This window comes from Rhodopseudomonas palustris, from assembly GCF_034479375.1.
In the GTDB taxonomy this organism is placed as follows: domain Bacteria; phylum Pseudomonadota; class Alphaproteobacteria; order Rhizobiales; family Xanthobacteraceae; genus Rhodopseudomonas; species Rhodopseudomonas palustris_M.
In genome coordinates this window covers 182,284-205,470 of record NZ_CP140155.1, presented here as the reverse complement: position 1 = coordinate 205,470, position 23,187 = coordinate 182,284, and the positions used below count along the sequence as shown (strand labels likewise).

Here is a 23,187-nt window from a genome sequence, read left to right as displayed (position 1 = left end):
AGCCGCTCAATTGGACGCCGGCGATATCTCGTCGTCTTCGACATCGTCCTGGTCGAGCGGCGCGATGCTGGACAACGGCTTGGTCGACAGCGTGATCGCCTTGCGATGGCTGTAGTTCGCCGCGGGCGCACGATGTCGCGGCGCCGCGGTCTCGCGCGACAGCGCGACGAGAACGGAACCGACCCGGCCACCGTGGTGAATCAGATCGCGCTCATCGCAGCTCGCGGCGATCGTCAGCGCCAGCGCATGCAAATGGGCGCGGCGATAGCAGAACAGCGCGAGCTGGGCACGAACGTCGGACGATACACTTTCCACCAGCGCCGGCAGACCGTTCTCGTTGGCGCGATACATCGCACCGAGGAGATCGTCCCGGACCGGGCAGTGGTCGTTTTCGAAGGTTTCACGGCTCGACAACATCGGCGTTACTCCGAGGCGATTTCGATAGTGAGGATGCGGCCGAACTTGTTAATGAGCACTTAACTATGCCTTCTGATACCTCTTCTGAGGCTTGCGCGAATCGCATGGAACGAAAACGCGAGCAGGGAATTTCCGATCGCCGGGTTGTGATCACTTGGACGCCGCAATCGGCGTTTAATGTCCCGACTTCGGCCAAGCGATTTTGAGTTCACCGGTCACGACGGAGATTTCAGATGAGCGATCCCGTGACGTTGTTCCCGAACCTGTTGCAGCCTGCAGCCAGAAGCTACGCCCCCGTCGGCGTGAAATTCTGGGAAAGCGAGGAAGCGATCCTCGCCGGAATGAAGGAGTTTTCCGACGGCTGGTTCGAGCGCCGGCGGATTGGAACTCACGCTGCGCTGGAAACGGCGCGCCGGATGGGCGAAGCCGCAACGCCGCTGGATGCCTTCCGCGAGTATCAGGACTGGCTCAGTGGCGCGATGGCCCGAGTTCTGGAAGACGGCATGGCCTGTCAGCAGCAGTTCATGAAAGCCAACGCCCGGCTGGCGCCGCATCTGCCGCACGCCGCAAAGGCAGAGGCCGCCGCGCAGGAAACGGACGGCCGCCTGAGCGCCTGACGTGTCGAATTATCGTCCTGAACGGAGGCATGAACATTCATGTCCCCGTCGGGCTTTTGCGGTCGGCACGTCGTTGCAGATCCCCGCGCTCCGAGGCCGGTGAAAGCGCGACGTTTTCGATGACCGGCGCATCGAGTTCCACGCGATTGCGTCCGTTATACTTGGCGCGGTAGAGCGCGTTGTCGGCGCGCGCCAGCAAGGTTTCGGCCGAATCGCCGAGCCGGTACTCGGCAACGCCGAAGCTTGCGGTGACGGGACCAACCTCGCCGAACGCCGTGCCGGCGAAAAACTGCCGCAGCTTTTCGGCAACCTCGGCGGCAGCGAACAGGTCGGTGTCGATCAGCAGGATCGCAAACTCCTCGCCGCCCCAGCGCGCCAGCAGATCAGTCTGGCGCACGCTGGCGGCCGCCCTCATCGAAAGCCGGATCAACACCTGATCCCCGGTCGGATGCCCGAACCGATCGTTGACCTCCTTGAAGTGATCGACGTCATACATGATCAGCGCCAGCGGCCGGCCGGTGCGGCGCGCGCACTCCAGTTCCTCCTCCAGTCGCTCGTTGAATCCCAGCCGGTTGTGAAGACCGGTCAGCGGATCGGTCGCCGCCTGACGCGCCAGCGTGAAGGCGCGCTCCTGCAATTCGACCCGGTGCAGCCGTTGGATGCGGTCACGGATGCCCCGCTCCCGGCCGAAGAAATAGAACAGCGCAGTGATCGCCATCTGCAATGTGATGATGATGCCGAGCAACCGACTCGCGGCAATTCCGGTGACCGGCTGCACCAACACCAGCGACCAGCGCGTATCGCCGACGTCCCGGCGGATCACATAGGCGCGCCGGCCGGCGAAGCTTGTCCAATCGCCGCCGATGATCTGGCGTCGGAGCATCGGAGGCGAGTCAGGCGCGCCGAGCCTTTGTGTCAGAGCCACTGGCGCAAGCTCCGGTCGCGGCCACAACGTCCGGAATAGTTCGGACGGACGGTTGGTCAGCGCGACGACATCACGGGCATCGATCAGGAAGAATGCCCGATCGAAGCCGCGCGACCGGGAACCCAGCCGATCGAGCGGCACCTCGAGCGCCGCCACGCCCACGATCGACCCAGCCCCATCACGAACCGGCTGACTGGTTACGTAGGAACGCTGGCCGCTCACCGGGTCGAGTTCGAGTTTGCGGCTCTCGCCACCTCTGATCGATTTCTCGAACCATTCGGCCGCCTGCTGATCGGGCGCGCGCAGCAGCGCGGGTTCACGACGGTCGGACCTGTCCACGACGTGCCCCGACGGATCGACGATCAGTCCGCGCGATGCGCCAGCCGCTTCGACATGGAAGTCGAGAACGGAACTTGCTGCCGCGCGGGTGGCGTCGTCCCTCTTCGTCAAGGCCAGCGCGATCGCCGGAGAGCCGGCCAACACCTTGACCATCGCGTTGGTCGCTCCGACCGCGCCGACGATCCCGCTGACCAGCAGATCGGCGTCGGCCGCTGCTTCCTGCTCGACTTCGTCGCGATAGATGCCGCCGAGGAAATTTGTCAGCAGCCACCCGAAGACCAGAACCGCGGCCATCGTCGTCAGCACGCTGAAAAACTGCCGATGCAGGTAGGCCGTATAGCGCGGGGAGTCGAAGGTCCGCATCAGCCGCTGGCCCCACGCCCCCCATATCAGCGTCGCCAGAAGAACGGCGATCAGACCGCGAACCAGTTGAATCGGAATGCCGGTCGCCTCGACGAACCAGGTCTGATTGAGGCGGTTGGCCGGCCAGAACGGAGAGGCTTCGACCACGAAGCCCGCAGCGATCGCATATGCACCGAACGTCACCGCCATCGCGACGATCAGCGGCCGAGCCGCTTCGGATACACTGCCACGCAGCGCGAACAGGACCAGACCGGTGCCGAATGCGCCCGTCGCACCGAAGCCATAGCGGGCCAACGCTTTGGCCGTATCCAGTCCGCCGACATAGCCGACACCGCACAGCAGCGATAAAAGCGGCAGATAAATCCAAGGACCCGGCACCCAGACCCCGAGTTTCGCCGCCCCCCGGCGGGCGAACTCCGTAAGCAATACGTAGGAGAGCGTCAGCACTGCAGCACGAAGAATCGCGAACGCGTCGGAATTGCCCGCAGTCAAGGCGGCCATGTCCATCCACTCGGTTGCTCCGTGAAGACAGCCGAACAGACCGATCAGACGGACGTCGCTAAACGGGCCGGGCACGCCTCGGGCGATAACGAGACTGAGCGTGCCCAGCAAAATGAATGCCAGACCGTAGAAGAAGTAGATAAAATCGAGCTGGGATTCGAGATAACTGGCCATCGGGTCCTGAGCGCAGCCTGCACGCCGACGGGCATACGGCGGACGTCTGCAAGAACGCTACGAGAAGTCGCTGATCCGGCGGTTAATTCCGTATCCCGTAGAACTACCTAGGCGACGGATCGGTCCGGATCAGGCGTAAGCCCGCACGGCGCATCGGCAACGCCGTCACGCGTTCGCGGCCAGCAACATCGACAAGCCGAAGCCGGTGAGATGATGCAACGCCTGGTCGGTTCCGATCAGCCACCAAAACCACCGACTTTCCGGGGTGACGGCGAACGTCGCGACCGTGAAGCCCTTGGCGCGATCGATCGCGAGATGGATGGCGAAGTCGATCAGTCCGATGAACCAGTAGCGCGGGGCGAGGATCAGCATCACAGCGGTGGTGAGGACCAGATGCACAGCGCAATGCGCGAGCAGCGGCAGCGCCCAGCCCGTCTTCTTGTCCTTGCCGAGCGCCATCCAGGCGTTCTGCAAATAGAAATCCGCAAAAACGTGCTTGACGGTGAGTACCAGCATCCATCCGGTGAGCGCACCAACGGCGACCGTCGACGACAATTGGGGAAGGATCAAGCTCACGCCCTTTGCCTGGGCCCGACGGGAGCATCACGACACGGACCGGCGGCGCCGCTGATGTCGTTCGGATTTCCCGTGCGAGCGCTGAGCATCGCAACCAGCCAGGGACCGGCCAGCGTTCCATTATGACATTCTTGGTCCCCAAATGCACGTGGCGGAACGCATCGGCGGGTGTGGACGGTCAATTGCGCGGCAACCGGGCACACCGGCCTGTTCAGGGCATCGCCGACGCCGGCACCGCTTCTGCGCTGGCCTGAGTGCGGATCGTGGCGATCGTCTGTTTCAACGCCGTCTGGCGGCGGTCGGGCAGCGCCGCCGCGCGGGCTTGCGCCATCGCAGCCGGGAGATCGTCCAGCGCGAGCGTGCCGGCGAATACCGGCTTGACGAGACCGTCGATGATCAGGGTCCAGTTCGCCATGCCATAACGATAGGTGTCGCCATAGCCACGGATCATGGTGGCACTCTCGACGATCGTCCAAACCGCCTCGGGCCGCTTGGCGAGACAGCGATCGATCATATGTAGCCAGCGCTCCACCCAGACCCGCTCTCGCGCATAGCGGATCGACAGCATCCGCCAGCGCCGCAGCCAAGCTTCCATCTTCAGCCGGCGAATGCCGAGCCACCACGTGGCGTTGAAGCGCATCTTCACGTGCATGTGCTGCCAGCCGAAGGCGCCCAGCACCCTGAGCATCGGATTGGCCACCACGATCGGGAGCGCCGACACCATCTCGTCGATCCGAAACCGGCATTTGCGGTCGACCTGGACGGCGGCGACGCCACTCGGACCGATGACCGCTTCAATCAGTGCGAGTTGCGCGATCCGGATCGGATCCTCGTACGCCATCCGCTCCGCCATCAGTTCCGCGATCCGGATCAACAGATCGTCGCCGACGTCGCGGCGCCCGACGAAGCGGCGAATACGATCGAGATACAATCGCGCATAGCGCCGGCCCTGATACACGATCAATCGTTCGACCGCATCGCTCACCACGGGCTCGACAGCCGGCGACAGGCCGTCCGGCAGGGCGAGCGGCACAACGGGATCGCGTTCGCCGATGATTTCGGCGAGCGTCGAGCGCATCGCATCGATATAACCTGCCACCGTTGCCGCCCTCGCCGCTACGCCGTATCGCTGACGACCTGTGCCGGCACCGGCACGTGAGCCTGCGCCAGCCGTGCTTCCAGCGTCTCGATGTTCTGGAACAGCCGCGCACTGGCGAGCCGCAGGAAGTAGAAGCCGAATTCCGGATTCTGCACGTAGAGCTCCTCGACCTGGCGATAACTGACGCCGAGCACGACGCCGGATTCGATGCAATCCAACGTCTGCGTCCTTGTATTCGACGGCGACAGCATGCCGAGCTCGCCGACGATCGCACCGACCGGCAGTTCGATGCCGGACTCCACCAGGCGGAAGCGACCGCTGACGATGTAGTACATGTGCTCGGCCTTCTCGTCCTTGTAGAACAGCTCCTCGCCGGTCGCGCATTTGCGCTCGGTCATGAACGGCTTCAGCCACTCCATCGACAAATCGCTGTTGACCGACTTCTTCACGTCGCGCACGAGCTGCAGCATCTGGTGCAGACGCCAGACGTTGAGCGGCAACAACACGGCATGCAGCGCCATCGTCGGATAGTTATGGGTCGGGATCGACACCGCGATCAGCAGGACATTGGCCAGGATGCCGAAAACGCGCAGCGGGATCATGGTCCGCATCGTGGCCGTCGCGACGACGAAGATCGTTGCGAACAGACTGCCGGCCATGCCGGCATGCTGAGCGATGTGGGACATGTCCATGAGAATCAACCTGCCTTCGAGATCAGGATCTTCGACGCCAGCGACAGCGGCGGCAACGGTGGTCGCGCCACGACGAAGTGCACGGAATACACGTTGAAGCCAACGGGATTATAAACAATCCGGCGCCCGGAACGCCACCGCGCCCGGCGCCTGGGGCCGCGCGTCGGCAGCCGGCCGAATCATTGACGACCGCGGTCGGCGCGGGCAATTTGCACGCTGATCGCCATGTCATGACAGCCCGCTGCCCTCGCGGCGGCGTTTTCAGGGGCGTTCAGTTCCACTTCCGACGCCTTCTCACGCGAACTTCCTGGAGATCTCTACCCATGTCGGAGACGGACGGCGCGAGCACGCCGGTTCTCAGCATCGACGGTCCGCGCGCCACCATCCGGCTGAACCGGCCGCAGCACCTCAACCGGCTGCAGCCGGACGACCTCGTGACGCTGCTGGCGCAGTTCGAGCAGATAGAAAACGACGCGTCGGTCCGCGTGCTTGTGCTGACCGGAACCGGTCGCGCCTTCTCGGCGGGGTTCGACCTCGGCAAGGTGGCCGAGCGCGCTGCCAGCGAAGTCGAGGGCGAATCCTCGGGCTCGGCGTTCGAGCTCATCGCCAACCGGCTCGAGGATCTGCGGGTGCCGACAATCTGCCGGCTCAATGGCGGCGTCTATGGCGGCTCGACCGATCTGGCGCTCGCCTGCGATTTCCGCATCGGCGTCGACACTGCCGAGATGTTCATGCCGGCGGCGCGGCTCGGACTGCATTACTATCCGTCCGGCATCAAGCGCTACGTCACGCGGCTCGGCGTCGACAATGCCAAGCGGCTGTTTCTCACCGCGCAACGGATCGAAGCCGCCGAAATGCTGCGGATCGGTTACTTGACCGCAATGGTCTCGATGGATCGCCTCGACCGCGAGGTCGACGCGCTGGCCACGACGCTCGCCGGCAATGCTCCGACGGCCGTCGCCGGGATGAAGCGCGCGATCAACGAATTCGCCAGACAAGCCTTCGACGAGGCCGCAGCGGACACCCGCGCGAAAGCCTCGATGCGCAGCGACGAGATCAAGGAAGGCATCGCCGCGTACAAGGAGAAACGCGCTCCGCGGTTTTGATGGCGGCGCGCCACCTCGGATCGTCCGACATGACCGATGGTCGGCGACGGACGAACGTCAGTACAGATTGTCCTTGTACTCCTTGTCCAGCCCCTTCTTCAGCAGACCGGACACGCCGGGTACGGACAGCGCGGCGCTCGCGAGACGGGCGCCGAAGCCGGCATTCCTGTTCAGCTTGATGTGCTCGACGAAGAGCTTGGCCGCTTCGATCCCGTGGGTCTGCGGCTGCAGCGGCCAAAGCCTGGCGCGGCGAAGCGCGGGACTGTCGTGCAGTTCGATCGTCAGATCGTCGATCACAGTCACCAGCTTTGGGGCTTTGCCGTCGACCGCGAACGCGGCCCGCATGACCGCATCTGATGTAATCCGCGCCCGCCCCGACAACCGCGCGATCGAACACGCGCCGGGGATCAGCAACGCCGCAGCCACGTGCGGTTGAACAAGGATATTACGGAAGCTGTCCGTGCGACGATTGCCTGGACGATCGGCGAACCAGGCGGCGCCCTCATCGAGCCGAAGCAATCCGGCGGGATCGCCCTTGGGGCTGAGATCGGTACGACCCTCTGCGTCGCACGTCACCAGCGCCATCAGGCGGCTTTCAGCGGCGAAGCCTGCCGTGTCCTGCGGCGCAGTCGCGAGCGGCATCGCCGTCCAGAATTCCGAGCGCAGCAACGCCTTGCCGCAATGACCGTAACATTGCTCGACGTCGATACAGATCTCGTGATCGCGCACCTCCGCGATGGTGCCGTTGACGCGCAACATCTCGACGGTGCCGGGCAGCAGGAACAGCGAGCCGAAGCCCTGTCCGGGCCGCGCCAAAGCCGGATCGTCGAGCATGGCCTTGGGCAGCCGCAGCCGATGCGCGTCCCCACTCGCGAAACCGGCATCGCCACCGCCGATAGTGACTGCCACCGCGCCCGCAGAGGCAAAGCCGGCGAACATCACCGGCGAAGCCGCAAGCCAACGCAGCGCGCCACCGTCGAGGTGATCGATCACCTTGAGGTTCATCAGGTCCGGCGTCGTTCCAACAACAGCCTCCAGGTCGGCCACCGAACAGATGCGATCATTCATCACAGCGCTCCCTTCGCGACAACCGCCGGGCGCACCCGGCTTCACATACCTATAAGGTCTAGCGCGATTGGCTGTATCAGGCAGATGTGCCAGATTGTTTCGAGAACCGGCCAAAATCCGACCCGAGCTTGCACCACCGATGCCGATCCTCGACCAGCAGTTCGTTCCCGCCGACTGGATCGACCCCGACGACGCGCCCGGCCGTGTCGTCGCGTACGGAATGACGTTGACCGGTTCGGACCTGGAACTGCCGCCACATCGGCATCGGAAGGCGCAGTTACTGCTCAGCCTGCGCGGCGTCCTGACCTGCGAAGCGGACAGCGGCCTCTGGCTGGTGCCGCCACAGCACGCGATCTGGATCCCCGGCGGCGCAATGCACGCGATTCGAGCCTCCGGACCGATCGAAGGCTACGACGTCTTCGTCGAGCCGGAGATGCTGGCGGGGATGCCGAACGTCTGCTGCACGCTGTCGGCGACGCCACTGCTGCGCGAACTGCTGGTCCGCGCCGCCGGTTTTCCCGTGCTGTATCCCGAAGGCGGCCGCGAGTCCCACCTGTTCGCGGCGATCCTGGACGAGATCGCCGCAAGCTCGGTGCAGCGCCTGTTCCTGCCGATGCCGGTGGACGCGCGCCTGCGGCGGATCGTCGACACGATGATATCGGATCCCGCCGATCGCGGGACCATGGGGAGCTGGGCCAAGCGCGCCGGGATGAGCGAGCGCACCCTCGCCCGCCTGTTGGCGCGCGAAACCGGACTGAGCTTCGGCCGGTGGCGCCAGCAACTGACCATCATGGTCGCGTTGCAGAGGATGGCGGAGGGAGCCTCGATCCAGCGCTTGGCGATCGAGCTCGGCTATGCGAGCACGGCGAGCTTCGTCACCATGTTTCGCAAAACGCTCGGCGTCTCTCCGGGGCGCTACATGGCGACCTTGCGCGGCACGGTGGCCTCCGTGGATGAGGAACGCGCGCCGCGACCGCGCTGAGCCTGCTACGATTCCACGAACGTCGCCACATCGCCGAGTGCGGCGCGGTTGGTGCGGTAGCTGTTGGCCTTGTGCTCGCGGTCGGCGTAGCCGAACGAGATGCCGCAGACCACGCGGCGGTCGTCGCCGAGCCCGAAGTGCTTGCGCACCACGGCGGCGTGGAACGCCATTGCGGCCTGCGGCACGGTGGCGACGCCGAGCGCCTGCGCCGCCAGCATGAACGAGGTGACGTAGCCGCCGCAATCGACCGCGCCGTAGACGCCGAGCGCCTCGTCGGTGGTGATGATGGCGACGTGCGGCGCGCCGAACAGATTGAAGTTCTGCAGCGCCTGCTGGGCGGCGGCAGCCTTGTCGCCGCGGGCGATGCCGACGGCGTTATAGAGCTGAAAGCCACTCTCGCGGCGGCGGTCGAGATACACGCCGCGATATTCGCGTGGAAACTCGAAGTCGCCGGACATCGGCGCGCCACTGGCGGCGACCGGATAGATCGCGTCACGAAACTTCGCGGTCGCCTCGCCGGAGGTGATCAGCACCTGCCACGGCTGGCTGTTGCACCACGACGCCGTCTTCTGCGCCGCGCCGAGGATGCGCTCGATGGTTTCGCGCGGCACCGGATCCGACTTGAACGCCCGGCACGAGTAGCGCGCCGCCATCAGGTCTTCGAGGACATCAATCGGGGTGGGAGATGCGGGCGCGATTATCGTCATGATGGCCTCATTCCTGAATGTCCGTCATTCCGGGGCGCGCGAAGCGCGAACCCGGAATCTGAAACGTGCGCTGCGTGACCTCAGCCGCCAACTACATCGAGATTCCGGGTTCGCGCCAGCTTCGCTGCCGCGCCCCGGAATGACGGTGCAGATGGCAACCATAATTCCTCACCGCCCCCGCGTCGGGATCTGGTTGAACGGCACGTCCTTGTCGACGCGGATGTCGCCGGGCAGGCCCAGCACGCGTTCGGCGATGATGTTGCGCAGGATTTCGTCGGTGCCTCCCGCAATGCGCATCGAGGGCGAGCCGAGCAGCATCGCCTGGAAGCTGCCGCCGGCTTCAGCCTCGGCCGGATCGGTGAAGGCGCCCGCCGCGCCTTCGAGATCCATCGCGAAGGCGGCGATGTCCTGCAGCATCGGGCCTGCGACCAGCTTGCCGATCGAATTCTCCGGGCCCGGCCGTTCGCCCTTCGACAGCGCCGAAATCGAGCGATAGGAGGTGTACTTCAGGCCGCTGGCCTTCACCGCCCAGTTCGCGAGCCTGCTCCGCACGGCGGAATCGTCGATCGCAAGGCCATCGGCGGTGACGAGATTGGTGCACAGTTCGAAGATCTCCGGGAAGCCGGTGGCGAGCCGCGCACCGATCGACATCCGCTCGTTCATCAGCGTGGTCAGCGACACGTTCCAGCCGTCGCCGATATTTCCGAGCCGCTGCGAGTCGGGAATCCGCACATTGGTGAAGAATACCTCGTTGAATTCCTGCATGCCGTTGGCCTGCTTGATCGGTTTCACCTCGACGCCCGCACTCTTCATGTCGAGGAAGAACATGGTGAGGCCCTTGTGCTTCGGCACATTCGGGTCGGTGCGGGTGATCAGCAGGCCGTAGTCGGAATAATGCGCGCCGGAGGTCCAGATCTTCTGGCCGTTGATGATCCAGTCGTCGCCGTCTTTCTCGGCTCGCGTGCGCAGACCGGCGACGTCGGAGCCGCCGGCGGGCTCGGAAAACAACTGGCACCAGATGTTTTCGCCGGAGGCGAGTTTCGGCAGATATTTGCGCTTGTCGTCTTCGCCGCCATAGGCCATCACGGTCGGGCCGCACATGCCCTCGCCGATCTGGAACGGCTGCGTCAGCTTGCTGTAGACGCCCTCTTCCTGCTGCCAGATCACCTTCTCGATCGGCGTCGCGCTGCGGCCGCCATACTCCTTCGGCCAGGTCAGGCACGACCAGCCACCCTCGGCCTTCTTCTTCTGCCACGCCTTGCCGACCTCGACGATGTCGGCGTTCTTCAGGCTGATGCGGCCGAGACCGGACTTCGTCAGTTCCTCTTCGTACTGCTTCGGCGCGTTGGCGTCGATCCACGCGCGAGCCTCGGCGCGAAACTCGGCTTCCTGCGGGGTGTCGTCGAAATTCATCGTGGCTTCCTCTCAATCGGCACTGCCCTCATGGTGAGGAGCGCGCAACGCGCGCGTCTCGAACCATGAGTTGTTCATCTTCATCTCATCCTTCGAGACGCCCGGCTAAGCCGGGCTCCTCAGGATGAGGTTCGTACTTGGGGCGAGCTACGCCCGTCCCCGCGTCGGGATCTGGTTGAACGGCACGTCCTTGTCGACGCGGATGTCGCCGGGCAGGCCGAGCACGCGCTCGGCGATGATGTTGCGCAGGATCTCGTCGGTGCCGCCCTCGACGCGCGTCGCCGGCGAGCGCAGCAGCATCGCCTGGAATTTGCCGGCGACCTCCGCATCCTCGGGTCCGCTCAGCACGCCGCCGGCGCCCTGCAGGTCGAGCGCGTACATCGCGACGTCCTGGATCATCGATCCTGCGACCAGCTTGCCGATCGAATTTTCCGGCCCCGGCCGTTCGCCGCGGGACAGCGCCGAAATCGCGCGGAAGCTGGTGTATCTCAATCCACTCGCCCGCACCGCCCAATTGGCGAGCTTGCTCCGGACTGCGCGATCCTCGATCGCGGGGCCGCCGTCGAGCATCAATGAACTGCAGAATTCGAACAGCTCAGGAAAACCGGTCGCGACATTGGCGCCGATCGACATCCGCTCGTTCATCAGCGTGGTCAGCGACACGTTCCAGCCGTCGCCGATATTCCCGAGCCGCTGGCTGTCCGGGATCCGCACGTCGGTGAAATAAACCTCGTTGAAGTCGGAATTGCCGTTGGCCTGCTTGATCGGCTTGATCTCGACGCCCTTGCTCTTCATGTCGAGGAAGAACATCGTCAGACCCTTGTGCTTGGGCACGGTCGGGTCGGTGCGGGTGATCAGGATGCCGTAATCCGAGTAGTGCGCGCCGGAGGTCCAGATCTTCTGGCCGTTGATGACCCAGTCGTTGCCATCCTTCTCGGCGCGGGTGCGCAGGCCCGCGACGTCGGAGCCGCCGGCGGGTTCGGAGAACAACTGGCACCACACTTTTTCGCCGGAGCCGAGCGGCGGCAGATAGTGCCGTTTCTGCTCTTCGCTGGCGTAGGCCATCATCGTCGGGCCGCACATGCCCTGGCCGATGATGAACATCGCGGTGAGCTTGCCGAACACGCCCTCTTCCTGCTGCCAGATCACCCGCTCGATAGGCGACGCACCACGCCCGCCATATTCCTTCGGCCAATGCGGCACGGCCCAGCCGGCGTCGGCTTTCTTCTTCTGCCAGGCCTTGGCGACCTCGAGGATGTTGGCGCCTTTCAGCACAACGCGGCCAAGCGACGCCTTGCGCAGTTCCTCTTCGTATTGTTTCGGCGCGTTGGCGTCGATCCAGGCGCGCGCCTGCGCGCGGAATTCGGCTTCCTGCGGGGTATCGTCGAAATTCATCGGGTCGAGCCTTTCCAGTCGAGGCGAATTCAGAACCTCATGGTGAGGAGCGCGCCCTTGCGCGCGTCTCGAACCATGGGGATGTACAGCCTCATCCTTCGAGACGCGGCGAAGACGCCGCTCCTCAGGATGAGGGCCGTGCTTACGCCGCGTTCTTCTTGCGCATGCGGTCGATCAACTGATCTTCCCAATACGACTGGCTGCCGAGGCTCAGCGCCAGCGCGTTGGAGCGGCGATAGTACAAATGGCAGTCGAACTCCCAGGTGAAGCCCATGCCGCCGTGGACCTGGATGTTCTGCTTGGCGCAATGCTGGAAGGCCTGCGTCGCGCTGATGCGTGCGGCCGCGGCCGCCTCGGACAGCTCGCCGGCATCGGTCGAGAGCGCCCAGGCGCCGTAGTAACAATTCGAGCGCGCCAGCGTCGCCGAGACGTACATGTCGGCGAGGATGTGCTTGACCGCCTGGAACGAGCCGATCGGCCGGCCGAAGGCGATGCGGTCGAGCGCGTAGTCGCGGCCCATCTCCAGCGCGCGGTCGGCGCCGCCGACCTGCTCGAACGCGATCAGCACCGCGGCCCGGTCCATCACGCGGGACAGGATGCTCCAGCCTTCGTTGGCCGCGCCGAGCGGCTCGGCCTTGGCGCCGGCGAAAGTCAGTTCGGCCTGCTGGCGCGACGGATCGACGTTCTGCAGCGGCTTGGCGGTGACGCCGCCGGCCTTCAGATCGACCAGGAACAGCGAGATATCGGCCTCGCGTCCGCTGTTGCCGCTACGCGCCGCGACGATCGCGAAGTCGGCGATCGCGCCGTCGGCGACCGGCTTCTTGGTGCCGGTGAGCGTGCCGTTCGAGACCGCGAGCTTGACGGCGGCCGGCGACGGATTGCCGGTGCCTTCGAACAGCGCCAGCGTGCCGATCGCCTCGCCCGACGAGATCTTCGGCAGCCACTTCTGCTTCTGCTCTTCCGAGCCGGCCAGCAGCAGCGCTTCGGCAGCGAGATACACGGTCGACGAGAACGGAACCGGCGCCAGCGCGCGGCCGAGTTCCTCGGCGATTACGCAGAGTTCGAGATGGCCCGCGCCGGTCCCGCCGTATTCCTCGGGAATCGCGACGCCGAGGAAGCCCATCTCGGCGAGGCCCTTCCACAGGTCGCGGTCGTAATCCGCCTTGCCTTCGAGCACGGCACGCACCGCCTTCGGCGGGCACTTCTCGGCAAGAAACCGCCGCGCCTGATCGCGCAGTTGCTTCTGGTCGTCGGAGAAATCGAAATTCATGGGCGAAGTCCCGTTGTTGTTAGTCGTTAGCTGAATTCTTCAGAGTTCGTCATTCCGGGGCGCGCAGAGCGCGAGCCCGGAATCCATAACCACCGCAGGGAGTATGGATTCCGGGCCTGCGCCCCGAGGGGCGCATCCCGGAATGACGAACGATGGGTAGTTCACATCTCTCACTGCAACACCATCACGTCCTGGTCGGGATGCTCGGCGTACAGCCGCTCGACCAGCGCGGCGCGGCGGTCGAGGCCGGCGCGCTGGTTGATGTAGCCCTTGTCGGTGAGTTCGTTGCCGTCGATCGACGGCGGCTCGACCATCAGCATCGCCCGCGCGATCCGCATCGAGCTTGCGCCTTCGACCTCGCGGTTGTGCTTCTCCAGGCCGGCCTTCAGCGCGGCGAGCACCGCCGGATGCCTGACCACGTCCTCGAAGGTCGCGCCCGGATCGCCGATCATCACCCGGCAGGCGTTGAGGTTCGGCCACGCCAGCAGGCCGATATAGGCGCGGTCCTGCCCCGCCACGAGCGCGTCCTGGATCACCGGGCTCGCCGCGGCGATCGAGTCGGTGCGCACCGTGCTGACGTGGACGAAGGTGCCGGTCATCAGCTTGAAGTCCTCGGCGACGCGGCCGGCGAAGATGATGCCCTTCACCGGATCGTTCGGATCGACGAACACGCCGGCGTCGCCGATCTTGTAGAAGCCCTCTTCGTCGAACGCCTTCTCGGTGAGATCCGGCTGGCCGTAATAGCCCGGCATGACGTTGACGCCGCGCAGCCGCAGTTCGTACTTGTCGCCGACCGGCAGCATCTTCAGCTCGACGCCGGGGAACGGCAGCCCGATCAGGCCGACGCGCTCGGTGTCCCAATAGGTGCCGGTCGAGGTCGGCGAGGTCTCGGTCGAGCCCCAGCCGGTGTAGAACACCAGCCGATGCCCGGTGGCGCGCACCGCCAGCGCCTGCATCCGCTCGTACAGATCGTCCGGCAGCCGCGCGCCGCCATAGGCCATCAGCTGCATGTCCTTGAAGAACGACCGGCACAGCGCATCGTCCTTCTCCATCGCGCTCGCCAGCGCGGCGTAGCCGGCCGGCACGTTGGCGTAGTAGGTCGGCGAGATCTCGCGCAGGTTGCGCAGCGTCTCCTCGATCTGCCCCGGCACCGGGCGGCCGTCGTCGATGTACAGCGTGCCGCCTTCGATCAGCAGCGGATTGAACGCGGCGTTGCCGCCCATGGTGTGGTTCCACGGCATCCAGTCGAGCTGCACCGGCGGCGGACCGCTCGGATCGCGCGGCCGCACCTGCATCATCATCGCGGCGTTGGCGCACATCATGCGCTGGGTATTGATCACCGCCTTCGGCATCCCGGTCGAGCCGGAGGTGAACAGAAACTTGGCGACGGTGTCGGGCGTAATCTTCGCGATCGAGGCCTCGACGTCGGCGGTCACCTTGGTGGCCGCCATATCGTCGTAGGAAAGGCTGGCGATGCCGTCCGCCGGCCCATCGACATGCACCACTTTGACTCCGGCAAGATCGAGCGCGTGCAGCGCCTTGGTGAAGGGCGCACCGTTCTGCACCATCACCACCGCCGGCTTCACCAGATCGAACAGATACTTCAGCTTGACGTGGTCGTGGCTCATCAGCGAATAGGCCGGCGACACCGGCGCGGTCGGAATCCGCGCCTGCATCGCCGCCATCATCATCAGCGCGAATTCGATCGAATTGCCGGACAGCACGGTGAGCGGCCGGCCTTCCGGCAGCTTCAGGTCGAGCAGCGCCTGGGTGAGCGAATCGACGATGCGCTTGGCCTCGGCGTAGCTGACCTTGCGCCACTGCCGCGCCTCGCCCTTGCGCTGCGCCAGCCAGATGTCGTCGGGGCGCTGCCTGGCCCATTTCGCCAGCGCCATCGGCAGGTGGGGATCGTGATCCATCAGCGGGAAGCGCGACTTCATCACGATGACGCCGCCCTCGCGGCGATCGACCTCGATCTCGCGCGGCAGCCAGTTCACCTTGCGGAATGGTGGCTTGGTCAGCACCGCGGCTGCGCTGGCAGTCATGTCGTCGTCTCCCGTTTTCTCGGCCTCTTGCCGGGCCAACGTTGATAGGGTCAGCGCTTGCCGTAGACCGGCTTGCGCTTCTCGATGAAAGCGGCGACGCCTTCCTTGAAATCCTCCGAGCGCGAGCACAGCACCTGGTTGCGGTCCTCCATCGCGATCACCTGCTCGATCGAACCGGCATCGACCGCCATGTTGAGGCACTCCTTCGACAGCCGCAAACCGACCGGCGACGCAGCCATCATCGCGTCGACGAACGGCTGGGCCGCGGCTTCGAGCTGATCGTCCTCGACCAGTTCCGACACCAGCCCGGTCATCAGCGCGCGTTCGGCGCCGATGAAGCGGCCGGTGAGGATCAGTTCGGACGCCACCGAGACGCCGACCAGGCGCGGCAAAAAGTAGCTGGTGCCGATGTCGCAGCCGCCGAGTCCGAGCTTGATGAAGGCGCAGTTCATCCGCGCACTGCGCCCGGCGATGCGGACGTCGCTGGCCAGAGCGAGCGCGAATCCGCCGCCGGCGGCGGCGCCCTGGATCAGCGCGATGATCGGCTGCGGGCAACGCCGCATCAGCATCACGATGTCGGCGATCCGGCGCTGCGAATCCAGCGACTCGGTGACGCCGGGAGTCGCGTTCTCACCGGCGCGGCGCGCCATCGCGTGCTTGAGGTCGAGGCCGGCGCAGAAATTGGCGCCGGCGCCTTTCAGCACCACGACGCGGGTCTGCCGGTCGCGCTGCAGCCGGCCGAAATAATCGTTGAGAGCGTCGATCAGGCTGGGATCGAGAGCGTTCAGGCTGTCCGGCCGATTGAGCGTCACCCAATCGACCCCGTCACGATGATCGACCAGCAAGGCCTCGGTCACGCCGTCACTCCCGTCAGTTCTTGTTCTTATACGCCACTGCTGCGACGTTTAGTCGGGCCACCGAGCCGGCGACCGGTCGCCCTCCTCCCGAAACCCGAGAGGAACACGATTGTCAGCGCCTCGAATTCCACCGCGCGAAACGTTCACCAGGATGGCGCGAACTACACGCGGCGGAGATCGAAGATCTCACCCTCTCCCGAAATGAAGAGGGTGAGAAGTGCGCGTTTAGCGCGGCGCCATGCGGATGGCGCCGTCGAGGCGGATGGTCTCGCCGTTCAGCATCGGGTTCTCGACGATCTGCACCGCCAGCGAGGCGTATTCCGACGGATCGCCGAGGCGGGCCGGATGGGGCACCTGCGAGCCGAGGCTCTTGCGGGCTTCTTCCGACAGGCCCATCAGCAGAGGCGTCAGGAACAGGCCGGGCGCAATCGTCATCACGCGGATGTTCATCGAGGCGAGGTCACGCGCCACCGGCAGGGTCATGCCGACGATGCCGCCCTTCGAGGCGGAGTAAGCGGCCTGGCCGATCTGGCCGTCGAACGCCGCCACCGAGGCGGTGTTGATGCAGACGCCACGCTCTTCGCCGATGGTCGGCGCGTTCTGCATCCGCTCGGCGACGAGCCGGATGCAGTTGAAGCTGCCGATCAGGTTGACGTTGATGATGCGCGAGAAGTGGTCGAGCGGATAGGCGCCGTTCTTGCCGACGGTCTTCACCGCACCGCCGATGCCGGCGCAGTTCACCAGCACGCGGACGATGCCGTGCGCGGCCTCGGCCTTGGCGATCGCCTCCTTGACCGGGGCTTCCTGCGACACGTCGCCGACGCAGGCGACGCCGCCGATTTCGGCCGCGACCTTCTCGGCATTGTCCTTGTTCATGTCGAGCACCGCGACCTTGGCGCCCTTGGCGGCCATCGCTTGCGCCGTCGCGGCGCCGAGCCCCGACCCTCCGCCGGTGATGAGAACGGAGACGTCTTTCAACTGCATCGTAAAATCCCTTTCCTTGGACTTTCTGAACTCTTTTAGCAGCCGTTGCGGGTGCGGTCCTTGGGCGTTTCTTCGAACGGTTCAACGGACCTCGGACAGATCCTTCGGCGTGGCCTTCTTGCGCTTTCGGGCCGGATTGATCAACGGCCCCCTGGGCGTTTCCCCGATTGTTGTGCTCCGAAGGTACTTCGCGCGGACCGCGCGGCCTTCGGTTTGGATTTCTAGGTCATCGTCTCCGAGGTGCATCCCCAGGTTCGAAGCCCTCATCTAGATGAGCATCGGCATTCCGAATGCCGTCATCCTGAGGAGCATCCGCAGGATGCGTCTCGAAGGATGAATCGTCCTGCTCTGGCCTCGCCTCGCCGCCATCCTTCGTGCCGCTTCGCGGCTCCTCGGGATGAGGGTCTTTGCTTGTTGCGCTGCCCCTCGGATTGGGGCCTCGCGTCCACAAAGAAGCTTGGGCGTTTCCCGATCGTGTTCTTGAAGTCGTCAGCTCAAACGAGGTCCCGGGGGTGCCTGAAGTTCCATTCCGTCTGCCTCTTGCGGGCAGATTCCGTGAACCGATCCTTGGGCGTTATTGTTGTTGTTCGGATTTTCTTTGGCTTTTCCCGGGTCTTGCTTGAAAGTCTCGCAGTTGCTTGGGGTCGTTTCTTGTTATTGTCAGCTCGTTGTCCGGCTCTTCTTGTTGTTAGTCCGTTATCCGGCGGCGGCCTGCTTCGGCTTACCCTGCCGATTGGGCACAAGCAGCCCGCCGAGGATGATCAGTTCGATGTGGCGTATATAGGCGCGGCAGACGTCGTCGGTGACCGGCCCGACGCCGGCCGCCCGCATCATCGTTTGCCGTCCGAAGAACAGATGATCGCAGGCGCCGATCAGCGTGGTGTAGAACAGCACCGGATCGACGTTGCGGAATTCACCGGCCGCGATACCTTCGGCGATCAGCCGCCGATGGAAGTCGAGCAGCGGGCCGACGAAGAACTTGGTGACCTCATCGGCGGCGTCGCGATTGCTGCCGTGCAGCAGATAGTGAATCAGCCGGTTCATGTAGGGAAACTGGTGATACGCCTTGATGATGCCGGCGATGTGCAGCTTCATCTTGGTGGTCGGCGGAAGCGGCTGCGCCAGCAGATAATCGAGATGCGTCATCTCGTTGGCGGCGTCGCGCTCCAGCAGCGCCAGCAGCAGGCCGTCCTTGTTGCCGAAATGATACTTCACCAGCGCGGCGTTGACGCCCGATTTCTGCGCGATGTCCGACAGCGAGATCTCGACCGAGTTGCGCTCGATCATCAATTCGCCGGCCGCGACCAACAGCTTGTCGGCGGTGGAATTCTTCACCGCCGGGAGTCGGGTCGCCAGAGCTGGGGTCGGTTGCGCTGCCATCGACGCAGGAATTAGCCCATCCCGCAGCCGGGCTCAAGCGTTAATTGATTGATTGACTAAATCCATCCCCGCCCCTTAAATCCGCCCGCAGCCCGCCAAACAACACCTCATCAGGGAGAAGAAACGCATGGCCGAGGCCTATATCGTCGCCGCCGCACGCACCGCCGGTGGCCGCAAGGGAGGCCGCCTCGCCGGCTGGCATCCGGCCGATCTCGCCGCTTCCGTGCTGAATGCGCTGGTGGACCGTTCCGGCGCCGCGCCGGACCAGATCGAGGACGTCATCATGGGCTGCGTCGGTCAGGCCGGCGAGCAGGCTGTGAATATCGGCCGCAACGCGGTGCTGGCGTCGAAGCTGCCGGAAAGCGTGCCGGGCACCTCGATCGACCGGCAGTGCGGCTCGTCGCAGCAGGCGCTGCATTTCGCCGCGCAGGCGGTGATGGCGGGCTCGATGGACATCGTGATCGCGGCCGGCGTCGAGAGCATGACGCGGGTGCCGATGGGCTCGCCGGCCATCCTCGCCGCCAAAGCCGGGATGGGCACCTACAAGAGCCCGCAGATGGAAGAGCGCTACCCGAACATCCAGTTCAACCAGTTTACCGGCGCCGAAATGGTTGCGCACAAATACGATCTGTCGAAGGATCAGCTCGACGAATACGCCTATCAGAGCCACCAGCGCGCGATCGCGGCGACTCAGGGGGGCAAGTTCAAGGACGAGATCATCCCGCTGCCGATCACCCGCGCCGACGGCTCGACCGATACCCATGCGATCGATGAAGGCATCCGCTTCGACGTCACGCTGGACGGTATCAAGGGCGTCAAGCTGATCAACGAGAACGGCGGCAGGCTGACCGCTGCGACCGCCAGCCAGATCTGCGACGGCGCCTCCGGGGTGATGGTCGTGAACGAAAAAGGCTTGCGGCAACTCGGTGTCAAACCGATGGCACGCATCCACCACATGACGATGATCGGCGGCGACCCGGTGATCATGCTGGAAGCGCCGCTGCCGGCGACCGAACGGGCGCTGAAGAAGGCCGGCATGACCATCGACGACATCGACCTGTTCGAGGTCAACGAAGCCTTCGCCTCGATCCCGACCGCGTGGCTGAAGGCGACCGGCGCCGATCCGGCCCGGCTCAACGTCAACGGCGGCGCGATCGCGCTCGGGCATCCGCTCGGCGGCTCCGGCACCAAGCTGATGACGACGCTGATCCACGCGCTGCAGCAGTCCGGCAAGCGCTACGGCCTGCAGACGATGTGCGAAGGCGGCGGCATGGCCAACGTCACCATCGTCGAGCGGCTGTAAGCGACAAGCGTCGGCCCTCATCCTGAGGAGCGGCGTTTTCGCCGCGTCTCGAAGGATGAATTGATCATCCTCATGGTTCGAGACGCGCGCTAATAGGCGCGCTCCTCACCATGAGGCGTCGTACCAAGTCAAAATGAGCGGGATCAATCCGCCGCATCACCGAGGACACGCCCATGACGCATCCGTCGATTCACGCCCGCACCCAGCCCGACAAGATCGCCTATCAGATGGCGTCGACCGGCAAGGCGATCACTTATCGCGAGCTCGACGAACTCTCGAACCAGGGCGCGCAGCTATTCCGCGCGCTCGGCCTCAAGGCCGGCGATCACGTCGCGCTGCTGATGGAAAACCGGCTGGCGTTCATGGAGATCTGCTGGGCGGCGCAGCGCGCCGGCCTGTACTACACGGCGATCAGCCGTTACCTGAAGAAGGACGAGATCGCCTATATCGTGCAGGATTGCGGCGCCCGTGTCGTGATCACCTCGCCGCAGGGTGCGGACGCGATCGCGCCGCTGCTCGGCACCCTGCCCGGCGTTGAATTCTTCATGGTCGACGAACCGGCCCCGGGCTTCCGCTCCTGGGACACAGAAGCCGGCGCGCAGCCCAAGACGCCGATCGCCGACGAAGTCGCCGGCTACGACATGCTGTATTCGTCCGGCACCACCGGCCGTCCGAAGGGTATCAAGCGCGAGTTCGAGGGCAACGCCATCGACGTGCCGAGTCCTTTCCTCCGTTTGTTGTGCGAGAAGATGTGCGGCATGAACCGGGACAGCATCTATTTGTCGCCGGCGCCGCTGTATCACGCGGCTCCGTTGCGCTTCAACATGATGGCGATCACGCTGGGCGGCACCTCGGTGATCATGGAGCATTTCGACGCCGAGCAGTTTTTGGCGCTGGTCGAGAAGTACAAGGTGACGCAGTCGCAATTGGTGCCGACGATGTTCGTGCGGATGCTGAAGCTGCCGGACGAGGTCCGCACCCGCTACGACGTGTCGTCGCTGAAGGGCGCGATCCATGCGGCCGCGCCCTGCCCGGTCGACGTCAAGGCGAAGATGATCGAGTGGTGGGGTCCGATCCTGATCGAGTACTACGCCGGCTCCGAAGGCAACGGCGTCACGGTGTCGACCTCGCAGCAATGGCTCAGCCATCGCGGCACGGTCGGCAAGGCGGTGGTCGGCATCATCAAGATCCTCGACGAGGCCGGCGACGAGATGCCGACGGGCGAAATCGGCACGGTGTATTTCGCCGACGCGCCGGCGTTCAGCTATCACAACGATCCCGACAAGACCAAGAACGCCTACAACGACAAGGGCTGGTCGACTCTCGGCGACGTCGGCTATCTCGACGCCGAGGGCTTTCTCTATCTCACCGACCGCAAGAGCTACATGATCATCTCCGGCGGCGTGAACATCTATCCGCAGGAGACCGAGGACGTGCTGTTGACGCATCCCGACGTCGCCGACGTCGCGGTGTTCGGCGTACCGAACGAGGAGATGGGCGAAGAGGTCAAGGCCGTGGTGCAGACCCGCGACGGCGTCACGCCGAGCAAGGACCTCGAGGCCAAACTGATCGGCTTCTGCCGCGACCGGCTCTCCGCGATCAAATGCCCGCGCTCGATCGACTTCGAGGCCGAACTGCCGCGCACGCCGACCGGCAAGCTGGTCAAGCGCCATCTCAAGGACCGCTACTGGCCGAAGAAGCAAGCGGCGCTCGCGTAAACAGCGCGATCCTGAGAGCTGCGGGAACGGCGAGGCGGGCGATCGGTCGGCGATGGCCGCCACCGCGACGACTGCGACCAAGATAACCAGTCCCGCCGGCCGGCCGGGCACGCTATGCTGGGGCTCCCTTGCTCGCTCCCGGTTGCCATGACGTTGCGTTTTCCGATCCGTGCCGGCGTCGCCGCGTCCGTTCTGGCCCATCTCGGGCTGGTCGGCGCGGTGCTGCTGTTCGCGGAGGTGCGCCCGTTCGCCGAAGTGCCCGAACAGCGGATCGAGGTCGACGTCGTCACTGCGGACGAAGCCCCGCCGGTGCCGGAGCCGAAGGCGGAGAGCAAGCCGGCGCTGGAACTGCCCGAATTCAAGATCGAGGAATCCGAGCCGGCTGCGCAACAACCGCCGGCCAGGCCCGAAGCCGCGCAGAAGCCGGAAGCCGCCAAACCGGAGCCTGCAAAGCCGGAGCCTGCCAAGCCTGAGCCTGCCAAGCCCGAGCCTGTTCAGAAACAGGCCGATGCTCCGCAGCCGGAGCCCCCGAAGCCTGAACCGCCGCAGCCATTGCCGCCCGCAGCGACACCGCAGGCGCAGCAAGCCCAGCAGGCGGCGCCTGCGCCGTATCCACCCGCGATTGCGCAGGAGCCGGACCTCACGGTGAAATATTCGGTGGCGCTCGGGCTGCCCACGGACCCCACTTTCGACGCGCCCGCAGAGATCGCGGCCGATATCAGCGCCGACGCGATTGCGGCGTTGCGGCAGCGGCTCAAATCCTGCGCGACATTGCCGGCCGCCATTGCTCCGTCCGACAATGTGAAGATCGTGCTGCGCGTGGCGCTGCTGCCGGACGGCCGGCTGGCACAGGAGCCGATCCTGATCGAGGCCAGCGCCTCGGCGAAGGGCCCGGCGCTGATGCAGGGCGCGATCGACGCGCTGGCGGCGTGCCAGCCCTACGGTATGCTGCCGGCCGACAAATACAGGGAATGGAAAGTGCTCGACATCGACTTCACGCCGCGTGATTTCCGCGGCGGTTAGAGCCGTTCTGTCTCCGATGGAATCAGCACTGGCGCTCAGGGATACTCGCCGCCGGTGCAACCTCATGGTGAGGAGGCGCGAAGCGCTTTCTCGAACCATGCGCCGCCGGCACTGCGTCGCCCCCGTCCTTCGAGACGCCCGGCTTCGCCGGGCTCCTCAGGACGAGGAGTCAGTGCATCTGGCAAGGGCCAGATCGCTTCAATCAATCGATGAACCGCTCACATCTAACGGCG

The 23,187-nt window shown here is 65.0% G+C and carries 20 protein-coding genes; 6 read left to right on the top strand and 14 right to left on the bottom strand.

Features of this window, described 5'->3' with window-relative positions:
* Positions 1–6: 6 nt before the first annotated feature.
* Positions 7–417, bottom strand: coding sequence for a hypothetical protein (locus SR870_RS00975; RefSeq protein WP_322516189.1), 411 nt, complete (start codon positions 415–417; stop codon positions 7–9).
* A 233-nt stretch (positions 418–650) separates the two neighbouring features.
* Here SR870_RS00975 and SR870_RS00970 point away from each other — a divergent pair, with 233 nt between their 5' ends.
* Complete coding sequence (locus SR870_RS00970) at positions 651–1,034, top strand: hypothetical protein (protein ID WP_322516188.1); 384 nt, start codon at positions 651–653, stop codon at positions 1,032–1,034.
* A gap of 37 nt (positions 1,035–1,071) precedes the next feature.
* Here SR870_RS00970 and SR870_RS00965 read toward each other — a convergent pair whose 3' ends face one another.
* The 4 genes from SR870_RS00965 to SR870_RS00950 all read right to left on the bottom strand — a co-directional run bounded on the left by SR870_RS00965 (position 1,072) and on the right by SR870_RS00950 (position 5,703).
* Complete coding sequence (locus tag SR870_RS00965; protein WP_322516187.1) at positions 1,072–3,336, bottom strand: diguanylate cyclase; 2,265 nt, start codon at positions 3,334–3,336, stop codon at positions 1,072–1,074.
* A gap of 165 nt (positions 3,337–3,501) precedes the next feature.
* Positions 3,502–3,906, bottom strand: a complete 405-nt coding sequence (locus tag SR870_RS00960) for a DUF3307 domain-containing protein (protein WP_322518373.1) — start codon at positions 3,904–3,906, stop codon at positions 3,502–3,504.
* 217 nt (positions 3,907–4,123) lie between these two features.
* The gene (locus SR870_RS00955; protein WP_322516186.1) at positions 4,124–5,011 is read right to left on the bottom strand and encodes a DUF6537 domain-containing protein; all 888 of its coding nucleotides are present in this window, start codon (positions 5,009–5,011) and stop codon (positions 4,124–4,126) included.
* 17 nt (positions 5,012–5,028) lie between these two features.
* Positions 5,029–5,703, bottom strand: coding sequence for a cyclic nucleotide-binding domain-containing protein (locus tag SR870_RS00950; protein WP_322516185.1), 675 nt, complete (start codon positions 5,701–5,703; stop codon positions 5,029–5,031).
* A 323-nt stretch (positions 5,704–6,026) separates the two neighbouring features.
* On the opposite strand from SR870_RS00950, the gene SR870_RS00945 reads away from it, so the two are divergent.
* Complete coding sequence (locus SR870_RS00945; protein ID WP_322516184.1) at positions 6,027–6,809, top strand: enoyl-CoA hydratase/isomerase family protein; 783 nt, start codon at positions 6,027–6,029, stop codon at positions 6,807–6,809.
* A gap of 57 nt (positions 6,810–6,866) precedes the next feature.
* Here the strand turns inward: SR870_RS00945 and SR870_RS00940 are convergent, their stop codons facing one another.
* On the bottom strand, positions 6,867–7,877 hold the full coding sequence (locus SR870_RS00940; protein WP_322516183.1) for a pyridoxamine 5'-phosphate oxidase family protein: 1,011 nt from the start codon (positions 7,875–7,877) through the stop codon (positions 6,867–6,869).
* Positions 7,878–8,016: 139 nt separating this feature from the next.
* Between SR870_RS00940 and SR870_RS00935 the strand changes: the two genes are divergently transcribed.
* A complete protein-coding gene (locus SR870_RS00935) occupies positions 8,017–8,859 on the top strand; it encodes a helix-turn-helix transcriptional regulator (protein WP_322516182.1) in 843 nt (280 codons plus the stop codon).
* A gap of 5 nt (positions 8,860–8,864) precedes the next feature.
* Here the strand turns inward: SR870_RS00935 and SR870_RS00930 are convergent, their stop codons facing one another.
* The 8 genes from SR870_RS00930 to SR870_RS00895 all read right to left on the bottom strand — a co-directional run bounded on the left by SR870_RS00930 (position 8,865) and on the right by SR870_RS00895 (position 18,910).
* Positions 8,865–9,566 carry a nitroreductase gene (locus SR870_RS00930; protein ID WP_322516181.1) on the bottom strand — a complete coding sequence of 234 codons (702 nt, stop codon included), beginning with the start codon at positions 9,564–9,566 and terminating at the stop codon, positions 8,865–8,867.
* A gap of 168 nt (positions 9,567–9,734) precedes the next feature.
* Positions 9,735–10,979, bottom strand: coding sequence for an acyl-CoA dehydrogenase (locus SR870_RS00925; protein ID WP_322516180.1), 1,245 nt, complete (start codon positions 10,977–10,979; stop codon positions 9,735–9,737).
* 147 nt (positions 10,980–11,126) lie between these two features.
* Positions 11,127–12,374, bottom strand: coding sequence for an acyl-CoA dehydrogenase (locus tag SR870_RS00920; RefSeq protein WP_322516179.1), 1,248 nt, complete (start codon positions 12,372–12,374; stop codon positions 11,127–11,129).
* A gap of 142 nt (positions 12,375–12,516) precedes the next feature.
* The gene (locus SR870_RS00915) at positions 12,517–13,644 is read right to left on the bottom strand and encodes an acyl-CoA dehydrogenase family protein (protein ID WP_322516178.1); all 1,128 of its coding nucleotides are present in this window, start codon (positions 13,642–13,644) and stop codon (positions 12,517–12,519) included.
* A gap of 170 nt (positions 13,645–13,814) precedes the next feature.
* Positions 13,815–15,689 (bottom strand): AMP-binding protein, encoded by a 1,875-nt coding sequence (locus SR870_RS00910; protein ID WP_322516177.1) that lies wholly within the window; start codon positions 15,687–15,689, stop codon positions 13,815–13,817.
* Positions 15,690–15,739: 50 nt separating this feature from the next.
* On the bottom strand, positions 15,740–16,546 hold the full coding sequence (locus SR870_RS00905; RefSeq protein ID WP_322516176.1) for an enoyl-CoA hydratase/isomerase family protein: 807 nt from the start codon (positions 16,544–16,546) through the stop codon (positions 15,740–15,742).
* A 225-nt stretch (positions 16,547–16,771) separates the two neighbouring features.
* Positions 16,772–17,530, bottom strand: a complete 759-nt coding sequence (locus SR870_RS00900; protein WP_011440580.1) for an SDR family NAD(P)-dependent oxidoreductase — start codon at positions 17,528–17,530, stop codon at positions 16,772–16,774.
* Positions 17,531–18,226: 696 nt separating this feature from the next.
* Positions 18,227–18,910 carry a TetR family transcriptional regulator gene (locus SR870_RS00895; RefSeq protein WP_322516175.1) on the bottom strand — a complete coding sequence of 228 codons (684 nt, stop codon included), beginning with the start codon at positions 18,908–18,910 and terminating at the stop codon, positions 18,227–18,229.
* A gap of 127 nt (positions 18,911–19,037) precedes the next feature.
* On the opposite strand from SR870_RS00895, the gene SR870_RS00890 reads away from it, so the two are divergent.
* The 3 genes from SR870_RS00890 to SR870_RS00880 all read left to right on the top strand — a co-directional run bounded on the left by SR870_RS00890 (position 19,038) and on the right by SR870_RS00880 (position 22,954).
* Positions 19,038–20,213: an acetyl-CoA C-acetyltransferase gene (locus tag SR870_RS00890; protein ID WP_322516174.1), complete on the top strand. Its 1,176-nt coding sequence runs from the start codon at positions 19,038–19,040 to the stop codon at positions 20,211–20,213.
* Positions 20,214–20,386: 173 nt separating this feature from the next.
* Positions 20,387–21,931 carry an acyl-CoA synthetase gene (locus tag SR870_RS00885; protein WP_322516173.1) on the top strand — a complete coding sequence of 515 codons (1,545 nt, stop codon included), beginning with the start codon at positions 20,387–20,389 and terminating at the stop codon, positions 21,929–21,931.
* Between the two features lie 147 nt (positions 21,932–22,078).
* A complete protein-coding gene (locus SR870_RS00880) occupies positions 22,079–22,954 on the top strand; it encodes a hypothetical protein (RefSeq protein ID WP_322516172.1) in 876 nt (291 codons plus the stop codon).
* Positions 22,955–23,187: the final 233 nt, after the last annotated feature.

Bases quoted from the DNA above. Each gene is read 5' to 3' on its own strand.
- SR870_RS00975 (WP_322516189.1), bottom strand. From the start codon at position 417: ATGTTGTCGAGCCGTGAAACCTTCGAAAACGACCACTGCCCGGTCCGG.
- SR870_RS00970 (WP_322516188.1), top strand. From the start codon at position 651: ATGAGCGATCCCGTGACGTTGTTCCCGAACCTGTTGCAGCCTGCAGCC.
- SR870_RS00965 (WP_322516187.1), bottom strand. From the start codon at position 3,336: ATGGCCAGTTATCTCGAATCCCAGCTCGATTTTATCTACTTCTTCTAC.
- SR870_RS00950 (WP_322516185.1), bottom strand. From the start codon at position 5,703: ATGGACATGTCCCACATCGCTCAGCATGCCGGCATGGCCGGCAGTCTG.
- SR870_RS00945 (WP_322516184.1), top strand. From the start codon at position 6,027: ATGTCGGAGACGGACGGCGCGAGCACGCCGGTTCTCAGCATCGACGGT.
- SR870_RS00940 (WP_322516183.1), bottom strand. From the start codon at position 7,877: ATGAATGATCGCATCTGTTCGGTGGCCGACCTGGAGGCTGTTGTTGGA.
- SR870_RS00935 (WP_322516182.1), top strand. From the start codon at position 8,017: ATGCCGATCCTCGACCAGCAGTTCGTTCCCGCCGACTGGATCGACCCC.
- SR870_RS00930 (WP_322516181.1), bottom strand. From the start codon at position 9,566: ATGACGATAATCGCGCCCGCATCTCCCACCCCGATTGATGTCCTCGAA.
- SR870_RS00925 (WP_322516180.1), bottom strand. From the start codon at position 10,979: ATGAATTTCGACGACACCCCGCAGGAAGCCGAGTTTCGCGCCGAGGCT.
- SR870_RS00920 (WP_322516179.1), bottom strand. From the start codon at position 12,374: ATGAATTTCGACGATACCCCGCAGGAAGCCGAATTCCGCGCGCAGGCG.
- SR870_RS00915 (WP_322516178.1), bottom strand. From the start codon at position 13,644: ATGAATTTCGATTTCTCCGACGACCAGAAGCAACTGCGCGATCAGGCG.
- SR870_RS00910 (WP_322516177.1), bottom strand. From the start codon at position 15,689: ATGACTGCCAGCGCAGCCGCGGTGCTGACCAAGCCACCATTCCGCAAG.
- SR870_RS00900 (WP_011440580.1), bottom strand. From the start codon at position 17,530: ATGCAGTTGAAAGACGTCTCCGTTCTCATCACCGGCGGAGGGTCGGGG.
- SR870_RS00895 (WP_322516175.1), bottom strand. From the start codon at position 18,910: ATGGCAGCGCAACCGACCCCAGCTCTGGCGACCCGACTCCCGGCGGTG.
- SR870_RS00890 (WP_322516174.1), top strand. From the start codon at position 19,038: ATGGCCGAGGCCTATATCGTCGCCGCCGCACGCACCGCCGGTGGCCGC.
- SR870_RS00885 (WP_322516173.1), top strand. From the start codon at position 20,387: ATGACGCATCCGTCGATTCACGCCCGCACCCAGCCCGACAAGATCGCC.
- SR870_RS00880 (WP_322516172.1), top strand. From the start codon at position 22,079: ATGACGTTGCGTTTTCCGATCCGTGCCGGCGTCGCCGCGTCCGTTCTG.